Source organism: Citrobacter sp. Cf132 (genome assembly GCF_030333885.1).
Classification (GTDB): domain Bacteria; phylum Pseudomonadota; class Gammaproteobacteria; order Enterobacterales; family Enterobacteriaceae; genus Citrobacter; species Citrobacter freundii.
Window position 1 is genome coordinate 624,820 of the sequence record NZ_JAOWFA010000071.1, and the last position, 18,738, is coordinate 643,557.

21 protein-coding genes are annotated in these 18,738 nt (G+C 53.0%); 5 read left to right on the forward strand and 16 right to left on the reverse strand.

Annotation, left to right across the window (positions count from 1 at the left end; all coding sequences use genetic code 11):
- Nucleotides 1-28 precede the first annotated feature (28 nt).
- Nucleotides 29-1,003, forward strand: a complete 975-nt coding sequence (yajO, locus tag OGV85_RS23530; protein WP_003835964.1) for a 1-deoxyxylulose-5-phosphate synthase YajO — start codon at nucleotides 29-31, stop codon at nucleotides 1,001-1,003.
- A gap of 102 nt (nucleotides 1,004-1,105) precedes the next feature.
- On the opposite strand, the gene pgpA is transcribed toward yajO, so the two are convergent.
- From pgpA to nrdR, 6 genes are all read right to left on the reverse strand, one after another.
- A complete protein-coding gene (pgpA, locus tag OGV85_RS23535; protein ID WP_003021578.1) occupies nucleotides 1,106-1,624 on the reverse strand; it encodes a phosphatidylglycerophosphatase A in 519 nt (172 codons plus the stop codon).
- Complete coding sequence (gene thiL, locus OGV85_RS23540) at nucleotides 1,602-2,579, reverse strand: thiamine-phosphate kinase (protein WP_061547924.1); 978 nt, start codon at nucleotides 2,577-2,579, stop codon at nucleotides 1,602-1,604. The genes pgpA and thiL overlap by 23 nt, the downstream gene beginning before the upstream one ends.
- Before the next feature lie 77 nt (nucleotides 2,580-2,656).
- Nucleotides 2,657-3,076 (reverse strand): transcription antitermination factor NusB, encoded by a 420-nt coding sequence (nusB, locus tag OGV85_RS23545; RefSeq protein ID WP_000801129.1) that lies wholly within the window; start codon nucleotides 3,074-3,076, stop codon nucleotides 2,657-2,659.
- A 19-nt stretch (nucleotides 3,077-3,095) separates the two neighbouring features.
- Nucleotides 3,096-3,566: a 6,7-dimethyl-8-ribityllumazine synthase gene (ribH, locus tag OGV85_RS23550; RefSeq protein ID WP_003021575.1), complete on the reverse strand. Its 471-nt coding sequence runs from the start codon at nucleotides 3,564-3,566 to the stop codon at nucleotides 3,096-3,098.
- A 90-nt stretch (nucleotides 3,567-3,656) separates the two neighbouring features.
- Nucleotides 3,657-4,760, reverse strand: coding sequence for a bifunctional diaminohydroxyphosphoribosylaminopyrimidine deaminase/5-amino-6-(5-phosphoribosylamino)uracil reductase RibD (ribD, locus tag OGV85_RS23555; RefSeq protein WP_061547923.1), 1,104 nt, complete (start codon nucleotides 4,758-4,760; stop codon nucleotides 3,657-3,659).
- A gap of 3 nt (nucleotides 4,761-4,763) precedes the next feature.
- A complete protein-coding gene (nrdR, locus tag OGV85_RS23560; RefSeq protein ID WP_003021571.1) occupies nucleotides 4,764-5,213 on the reverse strand; it encodes a transcriptional regulator NrdR in 450 nt (149 codons plus the stop codon).
- A 153-nt stretch (nucleotides 5,214-5,366) separates the two neighbouring features.
- Between nrdR and OGV85_RS23565 the strand changes: the two genes are divergently transcribed.
- Nucleotides 5,367-5,906, forward strand: coding sequence for a SadB/YajI family lipoprotein (locus tag OGV85_RS23565; protein WP_061547930.1), 540 nt, complete (start codon nucleotides 5,367-5,369; stop codon nucleotides 5,904-5,906).
- A gap of 298 nt (nucleotides 5,907-6,204) precedes the next feature.
- Complete coding sequence (locus OGV85_RS23570) at nucleotides 6,205-7,068, forward strand: nucleoside-specific channel-forming protein Tsx (protein WP_003021561.1); 864 nt, start codon at nucleotides 6,205-6,207, stop codon at nucleotides 7,066-7,068.
- 45 nt (nucleotides 7,069-7,113) lie between these two features.
- Here OGV85_RS23570 and OGV85_RS23575 read toward each other — a convergent pair whose 3' ends face one another.
- The 7 genes from OGV85_RS23575 to queA all read right to left on the reverse strand — a co-directional run bounded on the left by OGV85_RS23575 (nucleotide 7,114) and on the right by queA (nucleotide 13,830).
- Nucleotides 7,114-7,806, reverse strand: coding sequence for a helix-turn-helix transcriptional regulator (locus OGV85_RS23575; RefSeq protein WP_003021558.1), 693 nt, complete (start codon nucleotides 7,804-7,806; stop codon nucleotides 7,114-7,116).
- A gap of 23 nt (nucleotides 7,807-7,829) precedes the next feature.
- Nucleotides 7,830-8,195 (reverse strand): VOC family protein, encoded by a 366-nt coding sequence (locus OGV85_RS23580; RefSeq protein WP_003021554.1) that lies wholly within the window; start codon nucleotides 8,193-8,195, stop codon nucleotides 7,830-7,832.
- A gap of 169 nt (nucleotides 8,196-8,364) precedes the next feature.
- Complete coding sequence (gene secF, locus OGV85_RS23585; protein ID WP_003021550.1) at nucleotides 8,365-9,336, reverse strand: protein translocase subunit SecF; 972 nt, start codon at nucleotides 9,334-9,336, stop codon at nucleotides 8,365-8,367.
- A gap of 10 nt (nucleotides 9,337-9,346) precedes the next feature.
- Nucleotides 9,347-11,194: a protein translocase subunit SecD gene (gene secD / locus OGV85_RS23590; RefSeq protein WP_003021547.1), complete on the reverse strand. Its 1,848-nt coding sequence runs from the start codon at nucleotides 11,192-11,194 to the stop codon at nucleotides 9,347-9,349.
- Nucleotides 11,195-11,221: 27 nt separating this feature from the next.
- Nucleotides 11,222-11,554, reverse strand: a complete 333-nt coding sequence (gene yajC, locus OGV85_RS23595) for a preprotein translocase subunit YajC (RefSeq protein ID WP_003021544.1) — start codon at nucleotides 11,552-11,554, stop codon at nucleotides 11,222-11,224.
- Between the two features lie 22 nt (nucleotides 11,555-11,576).
- The gene (gene tgt, locus OGV85_RS23600) at nucleotides 11,577-12,704 is read right to left on the reverse strand and encodes a tRNA guanosine(34) transglycosylase Tgt (protein ID WP_003021535.1); all 1,128 of its coding nucleotides are present in this window, start codon (nucleotides 12,702-12,704) and stop codon (nucleotides 11,577-11,579) included.
- Between the two features lie 55 nt (nucleotides 12,705-12,759).
- Nucleotides 12,760-13,830, reverse strand: a complete 1,071-nt coding sequence (queA, locus tag OGV85_RS23605; protein WP_003021529.1) for a tRNA preQ1(34) S-adenosylmethionine ribosyltransferase-isomerase QueA — start codon at nucleotides 13,828-13,830, stop codon at nucleotides 12,760-12,762.
- Nucleotides 13,831-13,920: 90 nt separating this feature from the next.
- Here queA and acpH point away from each other — a divergent pair, with 90 nt between their 5' ends.
- Together acpH and OGV85_RS23615 are read left to right on the forward strand one after the other, a co-directional pair.
- Nucleotides 13,921-14,502 carry an ACP phosphodiesterase gene (gene acpH / locus OGV85_RS23610; protein WP_003021527.1) on the forward strand — a complete coding sequence of 194 codons (582 nt, stop codon included), beginning with the start codon at nucleotides 13,921-13,923 and terminating at the stop codon, nucleotides 14,500-14,502.
- A 168-nt stretch (nucleotides 14,503-14,670) separates the two neighbouring features.
- Nucleotides 14,671-15,273, forward strand: a complete 603-nt coding sequence (locus OGV85_RS23615; protein WP_003021524.1) for a peroxiredoxin — start codon at nucleotides 14,671-14,673, stop codon at nucleotides 15,271-15,273.
- 121 nt (nucleotides 15,274-15,394) lie between these two features.
- On the opposite strand, the gene OGV85_RS23620 is transcribed toward OGV85_RS23615, so the two are convergent.
- From OGV85_RS23620 to OGV85_RS23630, 3 genes are all read right to left on the reverse strand, one after another.
- Nucleotides 15,395-17,263, reverse strand: coding sequence for an amidohydrolase (locus OGV85_RS23620; RefSeq protein WP_003021520.1), 1,869 nt, complete (start codon nucleotides 17,261-17,263; stop codon nucleotides 15,395-15,397).
- Nucleotides 17,264-17,284: 21 nt separating this feature from the next.
- On the reverse strand, nucleotides 17,285-17,830 hold the full coding sequence (locus OGV85_RS23625; protein WP_003021516.1) for an antibiotic biosynthesis monooxygenase: 546 nt from the start codon (nucleotides 17,828-17,830) through the stop codon (nucleotides 17,285-17,287).
- 173 nt (nucleotides 17,831-18,003) lie between these two features.
- Entirely contained in the window at nucleotides 18,004-18,645 is a 642-nt protein-coding gene (locus OGV85_RS23630; RefSeq protein ID WP_286554084.1) for a hydrolase, read from the reverse strand.
- Between the last annotated feature and the right edge of the window lie 93 nt (nucleotides 18,646-18,738).

Here is an 18,738-nt window from a genome sequence, read left to right on the forward strand (position 1 = left end):
TCATCACGAGCTAAGCAGGAGTGGATTGATGAAATACAACATCTTAGGAAAAACCGACCTACGGGTCTCCCGCCTTTGCCTGGGCTGCATGACGTTTGGCGAGCCTAATCGCGGCAATCACGCCTGGACGCTACCTGAAGAAAGCAGCCGCCCGATAATCAAACACGCCCTTGAGGGCGGCATTAACTTTTTCGATACCGCCAACAGCTACTCCGCTGGCAGTAGCGAAGAGATTGTCGGTCGCGCGCTGCGTGATTTCGCCCGCCGCGAAGATGTCGTGGTCGCTACCAAGGTTTTTCACCAGGTTGATGATTTAGCAGAAGGATTATCCCGCGCACAAATCCTGCGATCAATCGACGACAGCCTCAGACGTCTGGGTATGGACTATGTCGACATCCTGCAAATTCACCGCTGGGATTACAACACACCTATTGAAGAAACCCTTGAGGCTCTAAACGACGTCGTGAAAGCCGGTAAAGCGCGCTATATCGGCGCCTCCTCCATGCACGCTTCGCAATTTGCTCAGGCGCTGGCCTTACAGAAGCAACACGGCTGGGCGCAGTTCGTTAGCATGCAGGATCACTACAATCTGATCTACCGCGAAGAAGAACGCGAAATGCTGCCACTGTGCTACGAGGAAGGCGTGGCAGTGATCCCCTGGAGTCCACTGGCACGTGGACGCCTGACGCGCCCATGGGGAGAAACGACAGCACGTCTGGTTTCCGATGAAGTCGGTAAAAATTTGTACAACGAGAGCGATGAAAACGATGCGCAAATCGCCGCACGGCTGACCGGCGTCAGTGAGGAACTGGGCGTAACGCGCGCGCAGGTTGCGCTGGCCTGGCTGCTGAGCAAACCGGGTGTGGCAGCACCAATTATTGGTACATCACGCGAGGAACAGCTGGATGAGTTGCTCAATGCGGTGGATTTAACGCTGAAGCCAGAGCAGATTGCCGAGCTGGAAACGCCGTACAAACAGCATCCGGTGGTGGGATTTAAATAAGTATTGGCGATGGCTAATTGTAGGCCGGATAAGCATAGCGCATCCGGCACTGATTGCCCGATGGCGCGACGCTTATCGGGCCTACAACAGCCCCCCAAAGGGTTAAATGATACCTACCGGCCAGTGATGACCGATAAAATACAAAATTCCGGCAGAGAGTATTCCGGCCACAATATCGTCGATCATGATCCCCGTCCCGCCATGCACGTTGCGATCGAACCAACGAATCGGCCACGGCTTCCACATATCCAGAATACGGAAAATCACAAATCCGGCGGCAACCCACTGCCAGTCATTGGTCGGCAGCGCCATCAGGGTAATCCACATCCCGACAAACTCGTCCCAGACAATACTACCGTGATCGTGCACACCCATATCTTTCGCCGTTTGATGGCACAGATAAACGCCGATACAGATAGATAACATCACCACCAGTGAATACAGCTGCCACGGTAGAAAGGTCATTAAATACCAAAAAGGGATCGCCGCCAGCGATCCCATCGTGCCAGGAACAATTGGGCTCAGCCCGCTGCCAAAACCGGTGGCTAACAGATGCCACGGATTGCGCATACTCAGGCGGCTTTTGGCGACATCTTTTTTAAGGCGCGGCAAAATGGTCATATCCTTTCCAGTCAAACGTGACGAATTTTCCATCGCGCGTAAAGTGAATGCCTTCCACGTCTGCGCTCATCTGCCCAATGCAGGTAAACGCTGCGCCGAGATTTCCCAGCGCCACATCCAGCGCACCACGGTTAATTTCCGGTACGGTAAAGCATAACTCATAATCTTCACCGCCCGAGAGCGCCCAGCGTAGGGCCTGTTCCGGCTCAACGTGCCGGGCGAATGCCGTGGAGTAAGGCAGCGCATCGACGTTAACCCGCGCGCCACAGCCGCTGGCATTAACGATATGCCCCAGATCGGAAATCAGGCCATCGGAGATATCGATAGCCGCACTGGCCAGATCGCGCAGGGCTTGTCCCTGTAAAATACGCGGCGTGGGACGCAGATGGCGTTTAAGCAGATAGTCTGCGTCTTTTGCATCTCCAACCTGCAACCGATTCTGTAAAATCGCCAGCCCCGCCGCGCTGTCTCCCGGCGTACCGGTAACATAAATCCAGTCCCCCGGCTTCGCACCAGAGCGTTTTAAGGCCCGCCCAATGGGGACGTAGCCATGGATACCCAACGTCATCGACAGTGGCCCACGCGTGGTGTCACCGCCAATCAGCTGCATATCATAGTAATTAAGCAGTTCAAACAGGCCATCGCTGAAGGCTTCAAGCCAGGCTTCATCAACGTCAGGTAACGTGAGTGCCAGTGTCAACCACGCAGGATCGGCCCCCATCGCCGCCAGATCGCTCAAATTCACCGCCAGTGCTTTCCAGGCGAGATCGGTGGGATCAATGTCGGGGAGGAAGTGGTTGCCAGCCACAAGCGTATCTGTACTGATCGCCAGCGTCTGTTTTTCAGGGATATTCAGAAGTGCGCAGTCGTCACCAATACCGGTTTCGACATCAAGACGAGACGTTCTTACGCGGTCAAAATAACGGGCAATCAGGGAAAACTCGCCGCATGCCATACGTTATGCCTCAGCAGAAAAAAAAGAAAAAGCCGGGGACAGCAGAAACAGGTTCCACCATCCAGCCGGCCTCGGGATTACTTTTTGTTGGGGCGAATCACAGGTGCTGCTTTATCCAGTACGCCGTTCACGAATTTATGGCTATCTTCAGCGCCGAAGGTTTTCGCCAGTTCAATCGCTTCGTTGATGGCCACTTTGTACGGCACATCACTACGTTTAGACAGTTCAAACAGCGCAATACGCAGTACGGCTTTTTCTACCTGACCCAGCTCTTCTAACAGACGAGACAGGTAAGGCTTCATTAATCCATCCAGGTACGCGCTGTTAGTCGCCACCCCGGACAGCAGTTCGCGGAAATACAGAACGTCGACATCTTTAACGTCCTGTTCCGCCAGGAACTGGTATTCAACATCAGCGATGTCGTTCTGGGACAACTGCCAGGAGTAGAGCGCCTGGACGGCACACTCACGGGCGCGGCGACGAGCAGCAGGTTTCACGGATTTCCCCTTACAAAAATCAGGCCTTAATGGCTTTCAATACATTAATCATTTCAAGCGCAGTCAGTGCAGCTTCTGCGCCTTTGTTGCCGGCTTTGGTGCCAGCACGTTCGATGGCTTGTTCAATGCTTTCGGTGGTCAGAACACCGAAGGCTACCGGAATGCCACTGTCCTGAGCGACATGCGCCAGGCCATTGCTTGCACCGCCAGCCACATATTCGAAGTGCGCGGTACCGCCACGGATCACCGTACCAAGCGCAATTACCGCGTCGTATTTACCGGTTTTTGCCAGTGCGTCAGCGGCCAGCGGCAGCTCATATGCACCTGGAACCCAAACAACGGTAATGTTTTCATCTTTAACCTGGCCAATACGTTTCAGGGCGTCGATAGCACCTTCCAGCAGGCTGTCATTGATAAAGTTGTTGAAACGCGCAATGGTGATGGCGACGCGAGCGTCCGGGGTAGCAACGTTAGCTTCAATAATGTTCATATTCTTCCTTCGGGTTCGATTTATGGCCCCGTAAGGGGGGCGGATTTTATCATAATATTCTGTGCGCTGCTTCCTCTAAATCAGAAAGCCTCACGCAGTCGTTAAATGCAGGCAAACGTCCGGGCCCACCTGGCGTATCTCATTGAATTTAAAATGGGGTGCGTCAGCCAGTTTCTCAAGGCCTGGAAGCACACATAATCCTCGCGCATCGCTGCCTAACAGTTTAGGCGCAACATACACGATTAGCTCATCGACCAAACCGGCCTGTAATAATGCCCCCGCGAGCGTTGGGCCTGCTTCAACCCAAATACTGTTAATTTGCTGTTTGCCCAGTTGCATCATCAGCACCACCAGATCCAGATACCCGTTATGTTCCGGCACCTTCAGGCTACGAACCGTCTCCGGCCAGCTACCGGGGTCGTCTTCAGTCCGGACAATCCAGGTTTCTCCAGGCTGTTGCACAATACGGTGCTCCGGCGTGACCTGATTCTGGCTATCCAGAACAATGCGGATTGGTTGGCGCAGCTCTTCCTGCGGGTAACTCGCCTGAGTTGACTCCCCAAGCTCCGACCAACGCACGGTAAGCTGAGGGTCGTCTGCCAGCACCGTAGCACTGCTGGTTAAAATGGCATGGCTTTGCGCGCGCAAACGTTGCACATCGCGGCGCGCCTGTGGTGAGGTAATCCACTGGCTTTCACCGCTGGCCATCGCCGTACGGCCATCAAGCGACGCGCCAAGCTTAAGCTGCAGATACGGGAATCCCGTACGCATACGCTTGAGAAAGCCTTTATTCAGTTGCTCAACTTCGCTCATCATCAGCCCGTGGCTGACGTCGATGCCCGCCTGCTGCAAACGGTAGAGCCCACGTCCTGCGACCTGCGGATTGGGATCCTGCATCGCCGCAACCACACGCGATACACCCGCCGCAATCAGCGCATCGCAACACGGCGGCGTGCGACCATGATGACTACAGGGTTCAAGCGTCACATAGGCCGTTGCCCCTTGCGCTTTTTCTCCAGCCATCCGCAGAGCATGAACTTCGGCATGCGGTTCGCCCGCACGGTGGTGATATCCTTCACCGACGATCTCCCCATCCTTCACAATCACGCAGCCCACGTTGGGGTTGGGGTGAGTGGTAAAACGTCCGCGCGCAGCAAGCTTCAGCGCACGCGCCATGTACAATTCATCCTGCATGGCTTAGTCCTGTAGGCGAGCAATCTCTTCGCCAAATTCTTTGATGTCTTCGAAACTCCGGTAGACAGAGGCAAAGCGGATGTAGGCGACTTTATCGAGCTTTTTCAACTGCTCCATCACCAGGTTGCCAATCATCTTGCTCGGCACCTCACGCTCACCAGTCGCACGCAGCTGTGATTTGATATGGTTTAACGCCATTTCGACGTCATCCGCGCTAACAGGCCGTTTCTCAAGCGCTCTGAGCATGCCGCTACGCAGCTTTTCTTCATTAAAGGGTTCACGCACGTCGTTGCTTTTCACAACGCGCGGCATGACAAGTTCAGCCACTTCAAAAGTGGTGAAACGTTCGTTACAGACCAGACACTGCCGACGGCGGCGTACCGAGGAGCCCTCGCCTACAAGACGAGAGTCAATTACCTTAGTGTCTACGGCGAAACAGAATGGGCAATGCATACGGCGTCCTGTACCTCAGTGGTTAACAGAATCTATTTTACCCTGAACTGCCGTGACAACAAAGGCACTGCGCTTTTGAGACAAAGGATCGATGCCTTCGTGCTCAGTCCACACTACCATTATGCTATCGCGACAATGAAGGAAGTAATCACAATGACAAGACGTTACCTAAGAATTCTCCTGGTGGGAAGTCTCTTTAGTCTTAGTGCCTGCGCACAGCAAAGCGAAGTACGCCAGATGCATCAAAGCGTTAGCACATTGAATAAAGAGATGACGCAGCTTAATCAGGAAACAGTAAAAATTACGCAACAAAATATGTTGAATGCAAAATCAACCAGCGGCGTCTATCTGCTACCGGGTTCCAAAACCCCGGCACGACTAGAGAGCCAGATTGGCACTTTACGCATGTCGCTGGTAAACATTGCGCCGAACGCGGATGGTACGCGCCTGACGCTACGGATTCAGGGTGAATCCAACACGCCTTTACCCGCCTTTAGCGCCACCGTCGAGTACGGGCAAATTCAGGGCACCACGGACAATTATCAGGAAGTGAACGTTCACAACCAGTTGGTCAACGCTCCGGCGAGTATTCTTGCTCCCAGCGACGTAGACATTCCGTTGCAGATAAATGGCCTCACTCCAGAGAGGTTAGGATTTATTCGCATCCACGACATCCAGCCTGTTAGCCAATAAACTTTTTTGCGGAACGTTTTGTGCGTTCCGCAACATCACTCCGCTCCATTTTGTTACTCCCCTGACATAACCGATATTTCTGGTAAAACTTGGCAACATTCATGAGAGCCAGTACAATTCGCCGCCTAAAGTACGCAAACGTGAACGCAATCGATTACGTAAATGATAGAACTGTGAAACAAGACATATTTTTGTGAACAATGATTTTTATAATAGGCTCCGAAGAATTACGAAATATTTAGAAACGCAAATTGCGCATTTTTCACTCCCGAAAGGGATTTCAAACAGTGGCATACATATGAAAAAAACATTACTTGCAGCCGGTGCAGTGCTGGCGCTCTCCTCGTCTTTTACTGCCAACGCAGCAGAAAATGACAAACCGCAATATCTGTCCGACTGGTGGCACCAGAGCGTTAACGTGGTGGGTAGCTATCACACCCGTTTCTCTCCGAAACTGAACAACGACGTGTATCTGGAATACGAAGCATTTGCCAAAAAAGACTGGTTTGATTTCTATGGCTACATCGATATTCCGAAAACCTTCGACTGGGGTAACGGCAACGATAAAGGTATCTGGTCTGACGGTTCCCCGTTGTTTATGGAAATCGAACCGCGTTTCTCCATCGATAAACTGACCGGTGCTGACCTGAGCTTTGGTCCGTTCAAAGAATGGTATTTCGCCAACAACTACATCTACGACATGGGTGATAACAAAGCCAGCCGCCAGAGCACCTGGTATATGGGTCTGGGTACCGATATCGATACCGGTCTGCCGATGGGTTTGTCCCTGAACGTCTATGCTAAATACCAGTGGCAGAACTATGGCGCATCCAACGAAAACGAGTGGGATGGCTACCGTTTCAAAGTGAAATACTTTGTGCCGATCACCCAGGTTTGGGGCGGCCAGCTGACCTACATCGGCTTCACCAACTTCGACTGGGGCTCAGATTTGGGTGATGACCCGAACCGCACCAGCAACTCTATCGCTTCCAGCCACGTCCTGGCGCTGAACTACGATCACTGGCACTACTCTGTCGTAGCGCGTTACTTCCATAACGGCGGTCAGTGGAAAGGTGGGGATACTCTGAACTGGGGCGAAGGCGACTTCAGCGCGAAATCTACCGGTTGGGGTGGTTACCTGGTCGTAGGTTACAACTTCTAATCCAGACAATTTATCGCAAACAAGCCAGCTTAACCGCTGGCTTTTTTATGGCTGGTCTTCACAGCGTACTTTACGTAAAAAGTCACTTAGCGAACGATCCGCAGATTCGCGAAAGTGCCTGTCGAGTGGCGTGATCTTCAGACATCGATCAACGCGAAAACAACGATAATCATCACGCTTCTCGCACCAGCCAACCAGCAGCCAGTGCTCGCCCCAGAAAAATAATCCCAGCGGCTGAACGTCGCGCCACGAGAGGTTCCCGGACTCATCGCGATAATGCAGCGCCAACACCTGCTGAGCTGAAACCGCGCGATGTATGAGATCGAACGCACTGCGTGAATGCGGCTGATTACCAAAATCTGGCGCGAAAATCCGCGTTTGCTCAGCTCTGCGCCGACTCTCTGGCGGCAATATCGCCAACACTTTTTCCTGTGCTGATTCCAGCGCCTGTGAGAGTGAATCCCCGCCCCATGTTTTCAGCAACCGAATCGCTACCATCAACGCTTCTGATTCGTGCTGGGTTAACATCAACGGCGGCAAATCAAACCCCGCCATTAAGCGGTATCCACTGCCCACTTCGCCTTCAATGGGCACGCCGGATAAAGAGAGATCGCGGATATCGCGATAAATCGTCCGTTCAGAAACTTCAAGACGTTCTGCCAGCAGCGCCGCCGTTGTCACTCGCCTGCCACGCAGGATTTGTACAATCTGAAACAAGCGGTCGGCGCGTCTGCTCATTTTAATCCTCAGTGCTGAAAATATTACGCGGGTTGATGTAAACCAACACGATTGCCTTCGCTGTCAGTAAATAGAGCAATCGTACCAATGTCCTGCCCCAGTTCGAGTGGGCCAAACACACACTGACCGCCAGCAGTGGCGACGCGTTCAAGCGTTGCCGCCAAATCGTCCGTATGCAGATAAATAATAGCGCCCTGCGCTGAAGGAGTAATACCGTCAAATTTAGCCAGCGCCCCGCCGGGAGCGGGATCCTGATGCGGAAATACGGCCAGCTCAGCGCAGTCCATATTTTCCCGACGCAAAGAAACCTGCATCACTGGTTCATAAAAAGCGATGGCGCGATCCATTTGTGCTACAGGGATTTCAAACCAATTAATTACGTTGCTCATACTTCCTCCTGCCTGTGTGGGTAATCTCAGAAGGACTATAAGACAGGGCTACTGACAGCATACTGTCAGTAGTGTGGCGACAGGAAAAGATAATTGCCTGTCGCTAATTCACAGGCAAAAAAAAATCCCGACCTTACGATCGGGATTCCAGTATCTTCACTCTTAATGGTTAAGGAAGAATCGACGGTTGATCCGCCCCTTCTTTCTCGACCTTCTGCTGCAGCATGTGCTCACGCTTCATACCCAGCTTCAGCGCCAGCGCCGATGCCACGTAGATAGAAGATGCGGTACCGATGGAAACACCGATCAGCATCGTCAGCGAGAAGCCTTCCAGTACCGGACCACCGAACAGGAACAGCATCAGAATAACCATCAACGTTGTACCGGACGTAATCAACGTACGGTGCAGCGTTTGAGTCAGTGACACGTTAAAGATTTCGTAAGGCGTACCGCGACGAATTTTGCGGAAGTTTTCACGAATACGGTCAGATACAACGATACTATCGTTCAGCGAGTAACCGATTACCGACATCAGTGATGCGACGATAGTCAGGTCAATCTCGATATGGAACAACGACAGGATCCCAAGTGTGATAATCACGTCGTGCGCCAGAGCGATAACCACCCCCGCCGCCAGTCGCCACTCAAAGCGGAAACCGACGTACACCAGGATGGAGATCAGCGCCGCCATTAGCGCCATCGCACCGGTTTGCGCCAGATCAGCCCCCACGCTCGGACCCACGAATTCAATTCGCTTCACCGCGGCGTTTTGGTTGGTGGATTCGTTAATCACACTCAACACTTTGCTGCCCAGCACCTGACCGCCGTCTGCACCTTCAGTTGGCGGCATACGTACCATAATGTCGTGGCTGCTGCCGAAGTTCTGCAGAAGCGGATCAACGAAGCCCGCTTTCTCCAGTGCATCGCGCATCACGTCCATATCGGCCGGTTTTTCCAGCGTGATTTCAATAACCGTACCACCGGTGAAATCGAGACCCCAGTTAAACCCGCGTACGCCCATCACCACGATGGCCGCAATCAGCAGGAAACCTGAAATGCCGAAAGCCCAGTAGTCCCAGCGCATAAAGTCCCAGACTTTACGGCCGTGGTTTAATTGTTCAACAGTATATTCCTGTGCCACTTCGCACTCCTCAGATTGACAGCTTTTTGACGCGCTTGCCGCCATACAACAGGTTTACGATGGCACGTGTACCGACAATCGCGGTAAACATCGACGTCGCCACACCAATACCGGTAGTAATCGCGAACCCTTTAATTGCCCCGGTGCCAACTGCGTACAGGATGATGACCTTGATCAGCGTCGTAATGTTCGCATCAAAGATGGAGCTAAATGCGCCCGCATAACCTTCGTTGATGGCCTGCTGCACCGAACGCCCGTTACTCAACTCTTCTTTGATACGTTCGTTGATCAGTACGTTCGCATCGACCGCGACGGCAAGGGTTAAGACAATCCCCGCAATCCCCGGCATACTTAGCGTAGCGCCCGGCAGCAACGACATAATACCGACAATCAATACCAAGTTAGCAATCAGCGCACTGGTCGCAATCAGACCGAACTTCTTATAGAAGAAGATCATGAACAGGATAGACACCACCAGACCGGCCAGACACGCTTCCAGACCCTGTTTAATGTTCTGCATACCCAGGGTTGGGCCGATGGTACGTTCTTCCACAATCTGAATCGGCGCAATCAACGCACCGGCACGTAACAGCAGAGAAAGCTGACGCGCTTCGTTCGGGTTGTTGATACCGGTGATACGGAAGCTGTTACCCAGGCGAGACTGGATATTGGCAATGTTAATCACCTCTTCCTGTTTCACCAGTACTGCACGACCGTTAGCATCTTTCTTACCGCTGTCTTTGTACTCCACGAACAGGGTCGCCATCGGCTTACCGATGTTGTCCTTGGTGAAGTTGGACATGATGTTACCACCCGCGCTATCCAGCGAGATGTTAACCTGCGGCTGATTATATTCGTCCTGGCTGGAAGTGGAATCGGTGATATGGTCACCGGTCAGGATCACGCGCTTGTACAGCACAACAGGCTGACCTTCACGAGACTGTTTCACTTCCGAATCACCCGGAACACGACCCGATGCTGCAGCGGACTGGTCAACGTTGGTGTTTACCAGACGGAACTCCAGCGTCGCGGTTGCGCCCAGAATTTCTTTCGCACGCGCGGTATCCTGAATACCCGGCAGTTCGACCACGATGCGGTCAGCACCTTGACGTTGTACCACCGGCTCAGCAACACCCAGTTGGTTAACACGATTACGCAGAATGTTGATGTTCTGCTGTACCGCGTACTCACGGGCTTCGCTCAGGCGCGCATCGGTCATTACAGCACGCAGTGCATTGCTGCCCTGGCTGGAAATAACCAGATCCTGGTGACGTTTGCTCAAGTAAGAGATAGCTTCATCACGGGCGCTGCTATCACGGAAAGTGATGCTCAGACCGTAGTTATCTTCTTTGCGAACGGTAGTATAAGGAATGCCTTTTTCACGCAGATCGCTGCGCAGGCTATCAATATTTTGTTCCTGCAACTTACTCAGCGCGGTATCCATATCCACTTCCATCAGGAAGTGAACACCGCCACGCAGGTCAAGGCCGAGTTTCATCGGTTCTGCATGAATGGCAGCCAGCCAGCGCGGGGTTGCCGGAGCAAGGTTAAGCGCCACGACGTACTGATCGCCCAGTACGCCCATTAATACTTCACGTGCGCGCAGTTGGGTATCAGTGGAGTCGAAGCGCGCGAGAATAGCACCCTCTTCCAGAGCCACAGACTTAGGTGTGATTTTATCTTCTTGTAACGTTTTCTGGACCTGGATCAGCGTTTGCTCACTGGCGGCGGCACCGCGCACGCCAGTGATTTGAACAGCCGGATCCTCACCATACAGGTTGGGAAGCGCATAGAGCAGACCGACGACAATCACGACGATCAGCATGACATACTTCCACAAAGGATAACGGTTTAACACGGCAGTTCCCTTTGGGAAAACAATAAATTACAGCGCCTTCATGGTGCCTTTCGGCAGAACGGCAGCTACGAAATCACGTTTAATAACCACTTCGGTGGTGTCGTTCAGCGCGATAGCGATGTAGCCAGATTCTGCTACTTTGGTCACGCGACCCACCAGACCACCGTTAGTCAGCACTTCATCGCCTTTAGCAATGGAGTTCATCAGATTTTTGTGTTCTTTGGTACGCTTTTGCTGCGGGCGCAGGATCATGAAGTAGAAAATCAGACCAAACACCACCAGCATCAGAATCAGAGACATCGGGCTGCCCTGCGCCGGAGCACCTGTTGCCGCTACCGCATCAGAAATAAAAAAGCTCATTCAAATTCCCTCATTATTAAAATTAATCAACGTTCACAGGTGGAACTGGTCTACCCTGACGTTGGTAAAAATCGGTCACGAAGCTCTCTAATTTACCCTCTTCAATAGCCTTGCGTAAACCCGCCATCAAACGCTGGTAGTAGCGAAGGTTATGAATCGTGTTGAGACGCGCGCCCAATATTTCGTTGCAACGGTCGAGATGATGCAAGTAAGCGCGCGAATAATTGCGACAGGTGTAGCAATCACACTCAGCATCGAGCGGACTGGTGTCGCTTTTATGTTTCGCGTTACGAATTTTTACCACGCCGTCAGTCACAAACAAATGACCATTACGGGCATTTCGCGTTGGCATCACACAGTCAAACATATCGATACCGCGACGCACGCCTTCAACCAGATCTTCTGGTTTACCGACGCCCATCAGGTAACGCGGTTTATCTGCCGGAATCTGCGGGCAAACATGTTCCAGAATGCGGTGCATATCTTCCTTCGGCTCACCGACAGCCAAACCGCCGACAGCGTAGCCATCAAAGCCGATATCTACCAGACCTTTGACGGAGATATCACGTAAATCTTCGTAAACACTGCCCTGAATGATGCCAAAAAGCGCATTTTTGTTGCCGAGGCTATCAAAACGGTCACGGCTGCGCTTCGCCCAACGCAGAGACATCTCCATCGAGCGTTTAGCATAGTCCCAGTCGGCCGGATACGGTGTACATTCGTCGAAGATCATCACGATATCGGAACCGAGATCGTATTGAATCTCCATCGACTTCTCGGGATCGAGGAAAATCGGATCGCCGTTGATCGGGTTACGGAAATGCACGCCTTGTTCGGTTATCTTCCGGATATCGCCCAGGCTGAACACCTGGAAGCCGCCGGAATCGGTGAGGATCGGCCCTTTCCACTGCATAAAATCGTGCAGATCGCCGTGCAGTTTCATGATTTCCTGCCCCGGGCGCAGCCACAGGTGGAAAGTGTTGCCGAGGATGATCTGTGCGCCGGTCGCTTCAACTTCTTCCGGCGTCATGCCTTTTACTGTGCCGTAAGTACCGACCGGCATAAAAGCAGGCGTTTCTACTACGCCACGATCAAAAACCAGGCGGCCGCGGCGAGCGCGACCGTCTGTGGTATCCAGTTCAAATTTCATCTTCACTCCTGCGTCAGAAAAACAGTCCGACGTTTTAAACACTCATGCCGGAAACTTATTCCCCGACACGCTCAGAAATAGCCTGCGGATTGTACGTGATAAACATCGCATCCCCGTAACTAAAAAAGCGATATTCCGCTTTTACCGCTTCATGATAGGCGTGCATGGTGTTTTTATAACCAGCAAATGCGGAAACCAGCATAATCAATGTCGATTCCGGCAGGTGGAAGTTGGTGACCAGAGCATCAATCACCTGATATTTATAGCCTGGATAAATAAAGATTTGTGTATCGCCGAAGAACGGCTCGATTAGATCGTTTTTGGCCGCCTGCGCCGCACTTTCCAGTGAACGTACGGAGGTGGTGCCCACCGCAATCACGCGGTTACCGCGCGCTTTCGCCGCCAGCACCGCGTCCACCACATCCTGCGGCACTTCCGCATATTCGGAGTGCATAATGTGGTCTTCAATAGTGTCTACGCGCACCGGCTGGAAAGTGCCCGCTCCAACGTGCAGGGTGACAAACGCCATTTCAATGCCTTTATCGCGCAGTTTAGCCAGCAGCGGATCGTCAAAATGCAGACCCGCGGTCGGCGCAGCGACGGCACCCGGTTTTTCGCTGTACACGGTCTGGTACAGCTCGCGGTCGGCGTCTTCATCCGGACGGTCGATATACGGCGGCAACGGCATATGGCCAATCGCGTTGAGGATATCCAGCACGCTGCGTTCGTCGTTAAACTCAACTTCAAACAGCGCGTCATGGCGCGCCACCATCGTTGCTTTAATGCTTTCGTCATCGCCCAGCAGCAGCTCGGCGCCCGGTTTCGGCGCTTTCGAGGCACGAATATGCGCCAGAATACGTTTGTCATCCAGCATACGCTCGACCAGCACTTCAATTTTACCGCCGCTGGCTTTACGACCAAACAGACGCGCAGGAATGACGCGGGTGTTGTTAAAGACCAGCAAATCGCCAGGGTTGAGCTTATCGAGCAAATCGGTGAAAGTACCGTGCGTCAGCGCGCCCGTCGGCCCGTCCAAAGACAGCAAGCGACAGCTACTGCGCTCAGCTTGCGGATAGTGGGCAATCAGGGATTCGGGTAGTTCAAAGGTGAAATCGGTAACGCGCATGACACTGACTCAGACTAAAATAAGAGGCGGGTAGTCTAGTGCCGGGGCGTTCTCCCTGCAACCTTTACCCCTCTGGATAAACATTTAACTATGAATTTTCTTGCACATTTGCATCTCGCTCACCTTGCCGACAGTTCGCTTTCCGGCAATCTGCTGGCCGATTTTGTCCGGGGTAATCCGGAAACGCACTACTCGCCTGATGTGGTAGAAGGCATCTTCATGCATCGTCGTATCGACGTGATGACAGATAACCTGCCGCAGGTGCGTGAAGCCAAAGAATGGTTTCGTAGCGAAACGCGCCGCGTCGCGCCGATTACGCTGGATGTCATGTGGGATCATTTTCTGTCGCGCCACTGGTCGGAGATCTCCCCTGACTTACCGCTGACGGACTTTGTGCGCTATGCCCGTACCCAGGTAACCACTATTTTGCCGGAATCGCCGCCACGCTTTATCAATCTGAATAACTATATATGGTCAGAGAAATGGCTTGAGCGCTACCGGGACATGGATTTTATCCAGAACGTCCTGAACGGCATGGCCAGCCGCCGTCCACGGCTCGATGCCCTACGCGACTCATGGTATGACCTCAATACGCATTACGATGCGTTAGAAGAACGATTCTGGCAGTTTTATCCGCAAATGATGGACCAGGCGCGGCGTAAAACCCTTTGATTGCAACCCGCATTCCCCGCCGGATAAGCCGTAGCCGTCATCCGGCAAAAGATTGATAGACAAAACCTGTCTCATTGATTGCCAGCGCCTCTTTGTCTTATTCACGAACACTCTCTATACTGGCCCGCGTTGCGTTCCAAAAACCCCTTAACATTGCAGGAGAATTATATGGTACTGGTAACTCGTCAGGCTCCGGATTTCACAGCAGCTGCGGTACTGGGTAGCGGTGAGATCGTTGAAAACTTCAACTTCAAACAGCATACCAACGGTAAAACTACCGTTCTGTTCTTCTGGCCGATGGACTTCACCTTCGTTTGCCCGTCTGAACTGATCGCATTCGACAAACGTTACGAAGAATTCCAGAAGCGCGGCGTTGAAGTTGTTGGCGTTTCCTTCGACTCTGAATTTGTCCACAACGCATGGCGTAACACCCCTGTCGACAAAGGCGGCATCGGTGCAGTGAAATACGCAATGGTTGCTGACATTAAACGCGAAATCCAGAAAGCCTACGGCATCGAGCACCCGGAAGCTGGCGTTGCTCTGCGCGGTTCTTTCCTGATCGACGCTAACGGCGTTGTTCGCCACCAGGTGGTTAACGATCTGCCGCTGGGTCGTAACATCGACGAAATGCTGCGCATGGTTGACGCGCTGCAGTTCCACGAAGAGCACGGCGACGTATGCCCGGCACAGTGGGAAAAGGGTAAAGAAGGTATGAACGCGTCTCCGGACGGCGTAGCAAAATACCTGACCGAGAACGTTTCCAGCCTGTAATTGGCATGAATCGACAAAAGGCCCGCTAGTGCGGGCCTTTTTTATTGTTCGTAGGTCAGGTAGGCGATTGCGTCACTCTCTGTAAGTATCACCCACGACAATACGCTTATCCAAACCACAATTAAAACGCGAAGCAGGAACAGCCAAGCGCCCCCCAGAAAGCCCGGTCATCTGACACCGGAATGCCTGATTGACGCGCAATATCATGCTGATGACCGTGTACGCCACAGCTACCACAGCACTGATGCATCTGCACCATTGCGCCAATTTTTGCCGCAGCAGGCGGCGCTGAGCGATAGTGCCCCGGCACCTTCACCACCGGCGACCAGTCCGGCACAACCGGGATGGCTGGTGGTGCCAGCGGGGTGAAATGCCCTGCCGCATACACGACTTTGCCATCGACAATGGTCATCACTGACTCAATGCCTTTGATCTCTTCTTCCGCCACGTTGAAGTAATCTTTAGACAGCACCACCAGGTCGGCCAGTTGATCTTTCTCGATTCGCCCTTTCTTACCCTGCTCGCTGGAGAACCAGGCGCTGCCAGCGGTCCACAGTTCCAGCGCCACGTCGCGCGGCAAGCGGTTGTTATCATCGTACATCGCCATACCGCCAACGGTGCGGCCCGAAACCAGCCAATAGAGCGCGGTCCACGGGTTGTAGCTAGCCACACGGGTGGCGTCAGTCCCCAGCCCTACCGGAACTTCAGCCGCCAGCATTTTCGCCACCGGCGGCGTGTGTTTGACCGCATCTTTGCCATAACGATCGACAAAATATTCGCCCTGGAACGCCATTCGGTGCTGAACAGCAATCCCGCCGCCCAGCGCTTTAACGCGCTCGATATTCCGTTCAGTAATGGTTTCGGCATGATCGAAGAACCAGTGCAGGCCATTGAACGGGATATCACGATTCACCTTCTCAAACACGTCCAACATGCGGCTGATAGATTCATCGTAGGTGGCGTGCAGGCGGAACGGCCAGCGGTGCTCCACCAGGTGTCGCACCACGCGCTCCAGCTCATCTTCCATACCCTCCGGCAGGTCCGGGCGCGGCTGGAGAAAATCTTCAAAATCCGCTGCCGAAAAGACCAGCATTTCCCCGGCCCCATTGGCGCGGTAGAAGTCGGTTCCCTGCCCCGGTTTGAGCATATCGGTCCAACGTTCAAAGTCTTCCAGTTCCTGTTTTGGACGCTGGGTAAACAGGTTGTAGGCAATACGCACAGTCATCTGCTTGTTGGCGTGTAACTGCTCAATGATCTCGTAATCTTCCGGATAGTTCTGGAAGCCGCCGCCCGCATCGATGGCACTGGTAAGTCCCAGACGGTTCAGTTCACGCATAAACTGGCGGGTCGAGTTAACCTGCATTTCCAGCGGCAGTTTGGGTCCTTTTGCCAGCGTCGAATAAAGGATCATGGCGTTTGGTTTAGCGATCAACATCCCGGTCGGGTTGCCGTTGCTATCACGCACAATCTCACCGCCCGCCGGATCCGGTGTCGCTTTGGTGTAGCCGACGGCTTTCAGCGCAGCGCGGTTCAGCAAAGCCCGGTCGTAGAGATGCAGAACAAAAACCGGGGTATCCGGAGCAGCTTCATTCAGTTCTTCCAGGGTTGGCATGCGACGTTCGGCAAACTGGAATTCGCTCCAGCCGCCCACCACGCGTACCCATTGCGGCGACGGCGTTCTGTCCGCCTGGTCTTTGAGCATACGTAGGGCGTCCGCCAGCGACGGCACGCCTTCCCAACGTAATTCCAGGTTGTAATTCAGTCCACCACGAATAAGGTGCAGGTGAGAATCGTTCAGACCCGGGATCACCGTATGTCCTTGCAGATCGACAACCTGCGTCCCTTCGGCAGCAAAGCTCATTACCCGCTCGTGGCTACCGGTCGCCAGGATCTTTCCGTTGGCAATCGCCACCGCCTCGACCTGCGGGCGTTGCCTATCGAGAGTATGAATTTTTCCGTGAGTCAGAATCAGTGTGGCAGTTTGAGACATAACAATCTCCTGAGATACCGGTCAGGCTTTTTTCAGCCATCCGGCAAACAGACGGGTTACGATGGGCATCCAGAACCAGACCACCAGCGCAACCACACAGGCATCATTGATGAGATGCAGGAGTAACGAGCCCTTCATTGCAGGCAGCACAATGCCGGTCAACCACGGCACCAGATTGGTGCTAGGAAATATCACCAGCAGGGTTATCAGAAACTGTTTCCAGCGTTTGGGCTGGCGTACATGGGGCGCTGGCGGCGTAAACCAGAATGCCGCTTCGGTACGAATTTCGGTTTTATCACCTTCCGCCAGCAGTGGGACGATCTCTTCCACTAGCACGCGGCGCGTATCAGACTGGGTCCAGTTATACAGATGCTCAAGCGTGTCGAAGCGAATAATGATATTCCACAGGTTGTCGCCATCCGCAGGGCGAATCACGTTCGCCCCGAGATGACCGGGAAACTCGGCCGCCACCGGCATAATTTTCCCCAGCCATTGCTCATACCGCTGCGCCTGCTCAGGCAGCAGGGTGTGGGTAATCACCAACGTCACATGTTTGTTCTGCGCCATGAAGGGTTCCTTGTTGAGAGGAAACAGGCCGCTTAGGCCAGGAAAGCAATACACAAAATCATTCATGGTGCATCGAGGCGGCAAGGTTGTGGATCCCCGGGAGCTTTCATAAGTAAGTGACTGGGGTACGCAAGCGAAGCCAACAAAGATGCAACATGAAGGATGACGTGTATTTAGGCTTTACGTTCTGGCGCGCCATGCACCATGGTATAGGCATAATCCACGCCCATACCGTAGGCGCCGCTGTGCTCGCGTACCAGATCCATGACGGCGTCGTAGGTTTCTTTGCGAGACCAGTCGCGCTGGTACTCAAGAAGAACCTGTTGCCAGGTTACGGGTACGGCACCAGCCTGTACCATGCGGTCGATAGAACGCTCATGGGCATCCACGGACGTGCCGCCGGAAGTGTCGGTCACCACATATACTTCATAACCCGCTTCCAGCGCCATCAGTGCCGGGAAAGTCAGGCAGACTTCGGTCCACAGCGCGGAGATAATCAGTTTTTTACGCCCAGTCGCTTCCACGGCCTTCACAAACGCCGCATCTTCCCAGGAGTTCATCGAGGTGCATTCAATGGGTTTTACATCAGGATGAACCGCTAACAATTCTGGCCAGATATATCCGCTAAAACTTTTCGTTTCAACAGAAGTATAAATCACCGGAACATTGAATATTTTCCCGGCTTTCGCTAATGCCACGGTATTATTTTTTAAAGTCTGGCGATCGATATTCGCTACACCAAATGACATTTGCGGCTGATGATCAATAAAAATAAGCGTAGAGTTTTGAGGGTCAATCAGTTCCCGAATAGACATATCACACCTTCTTAATCAATAAGTTAAAAGGCAACGGTCTGTATCTGCCGTCAGCAGCAGGATCCTGAATCAGAAAGCTTGTTGAGTATAGCG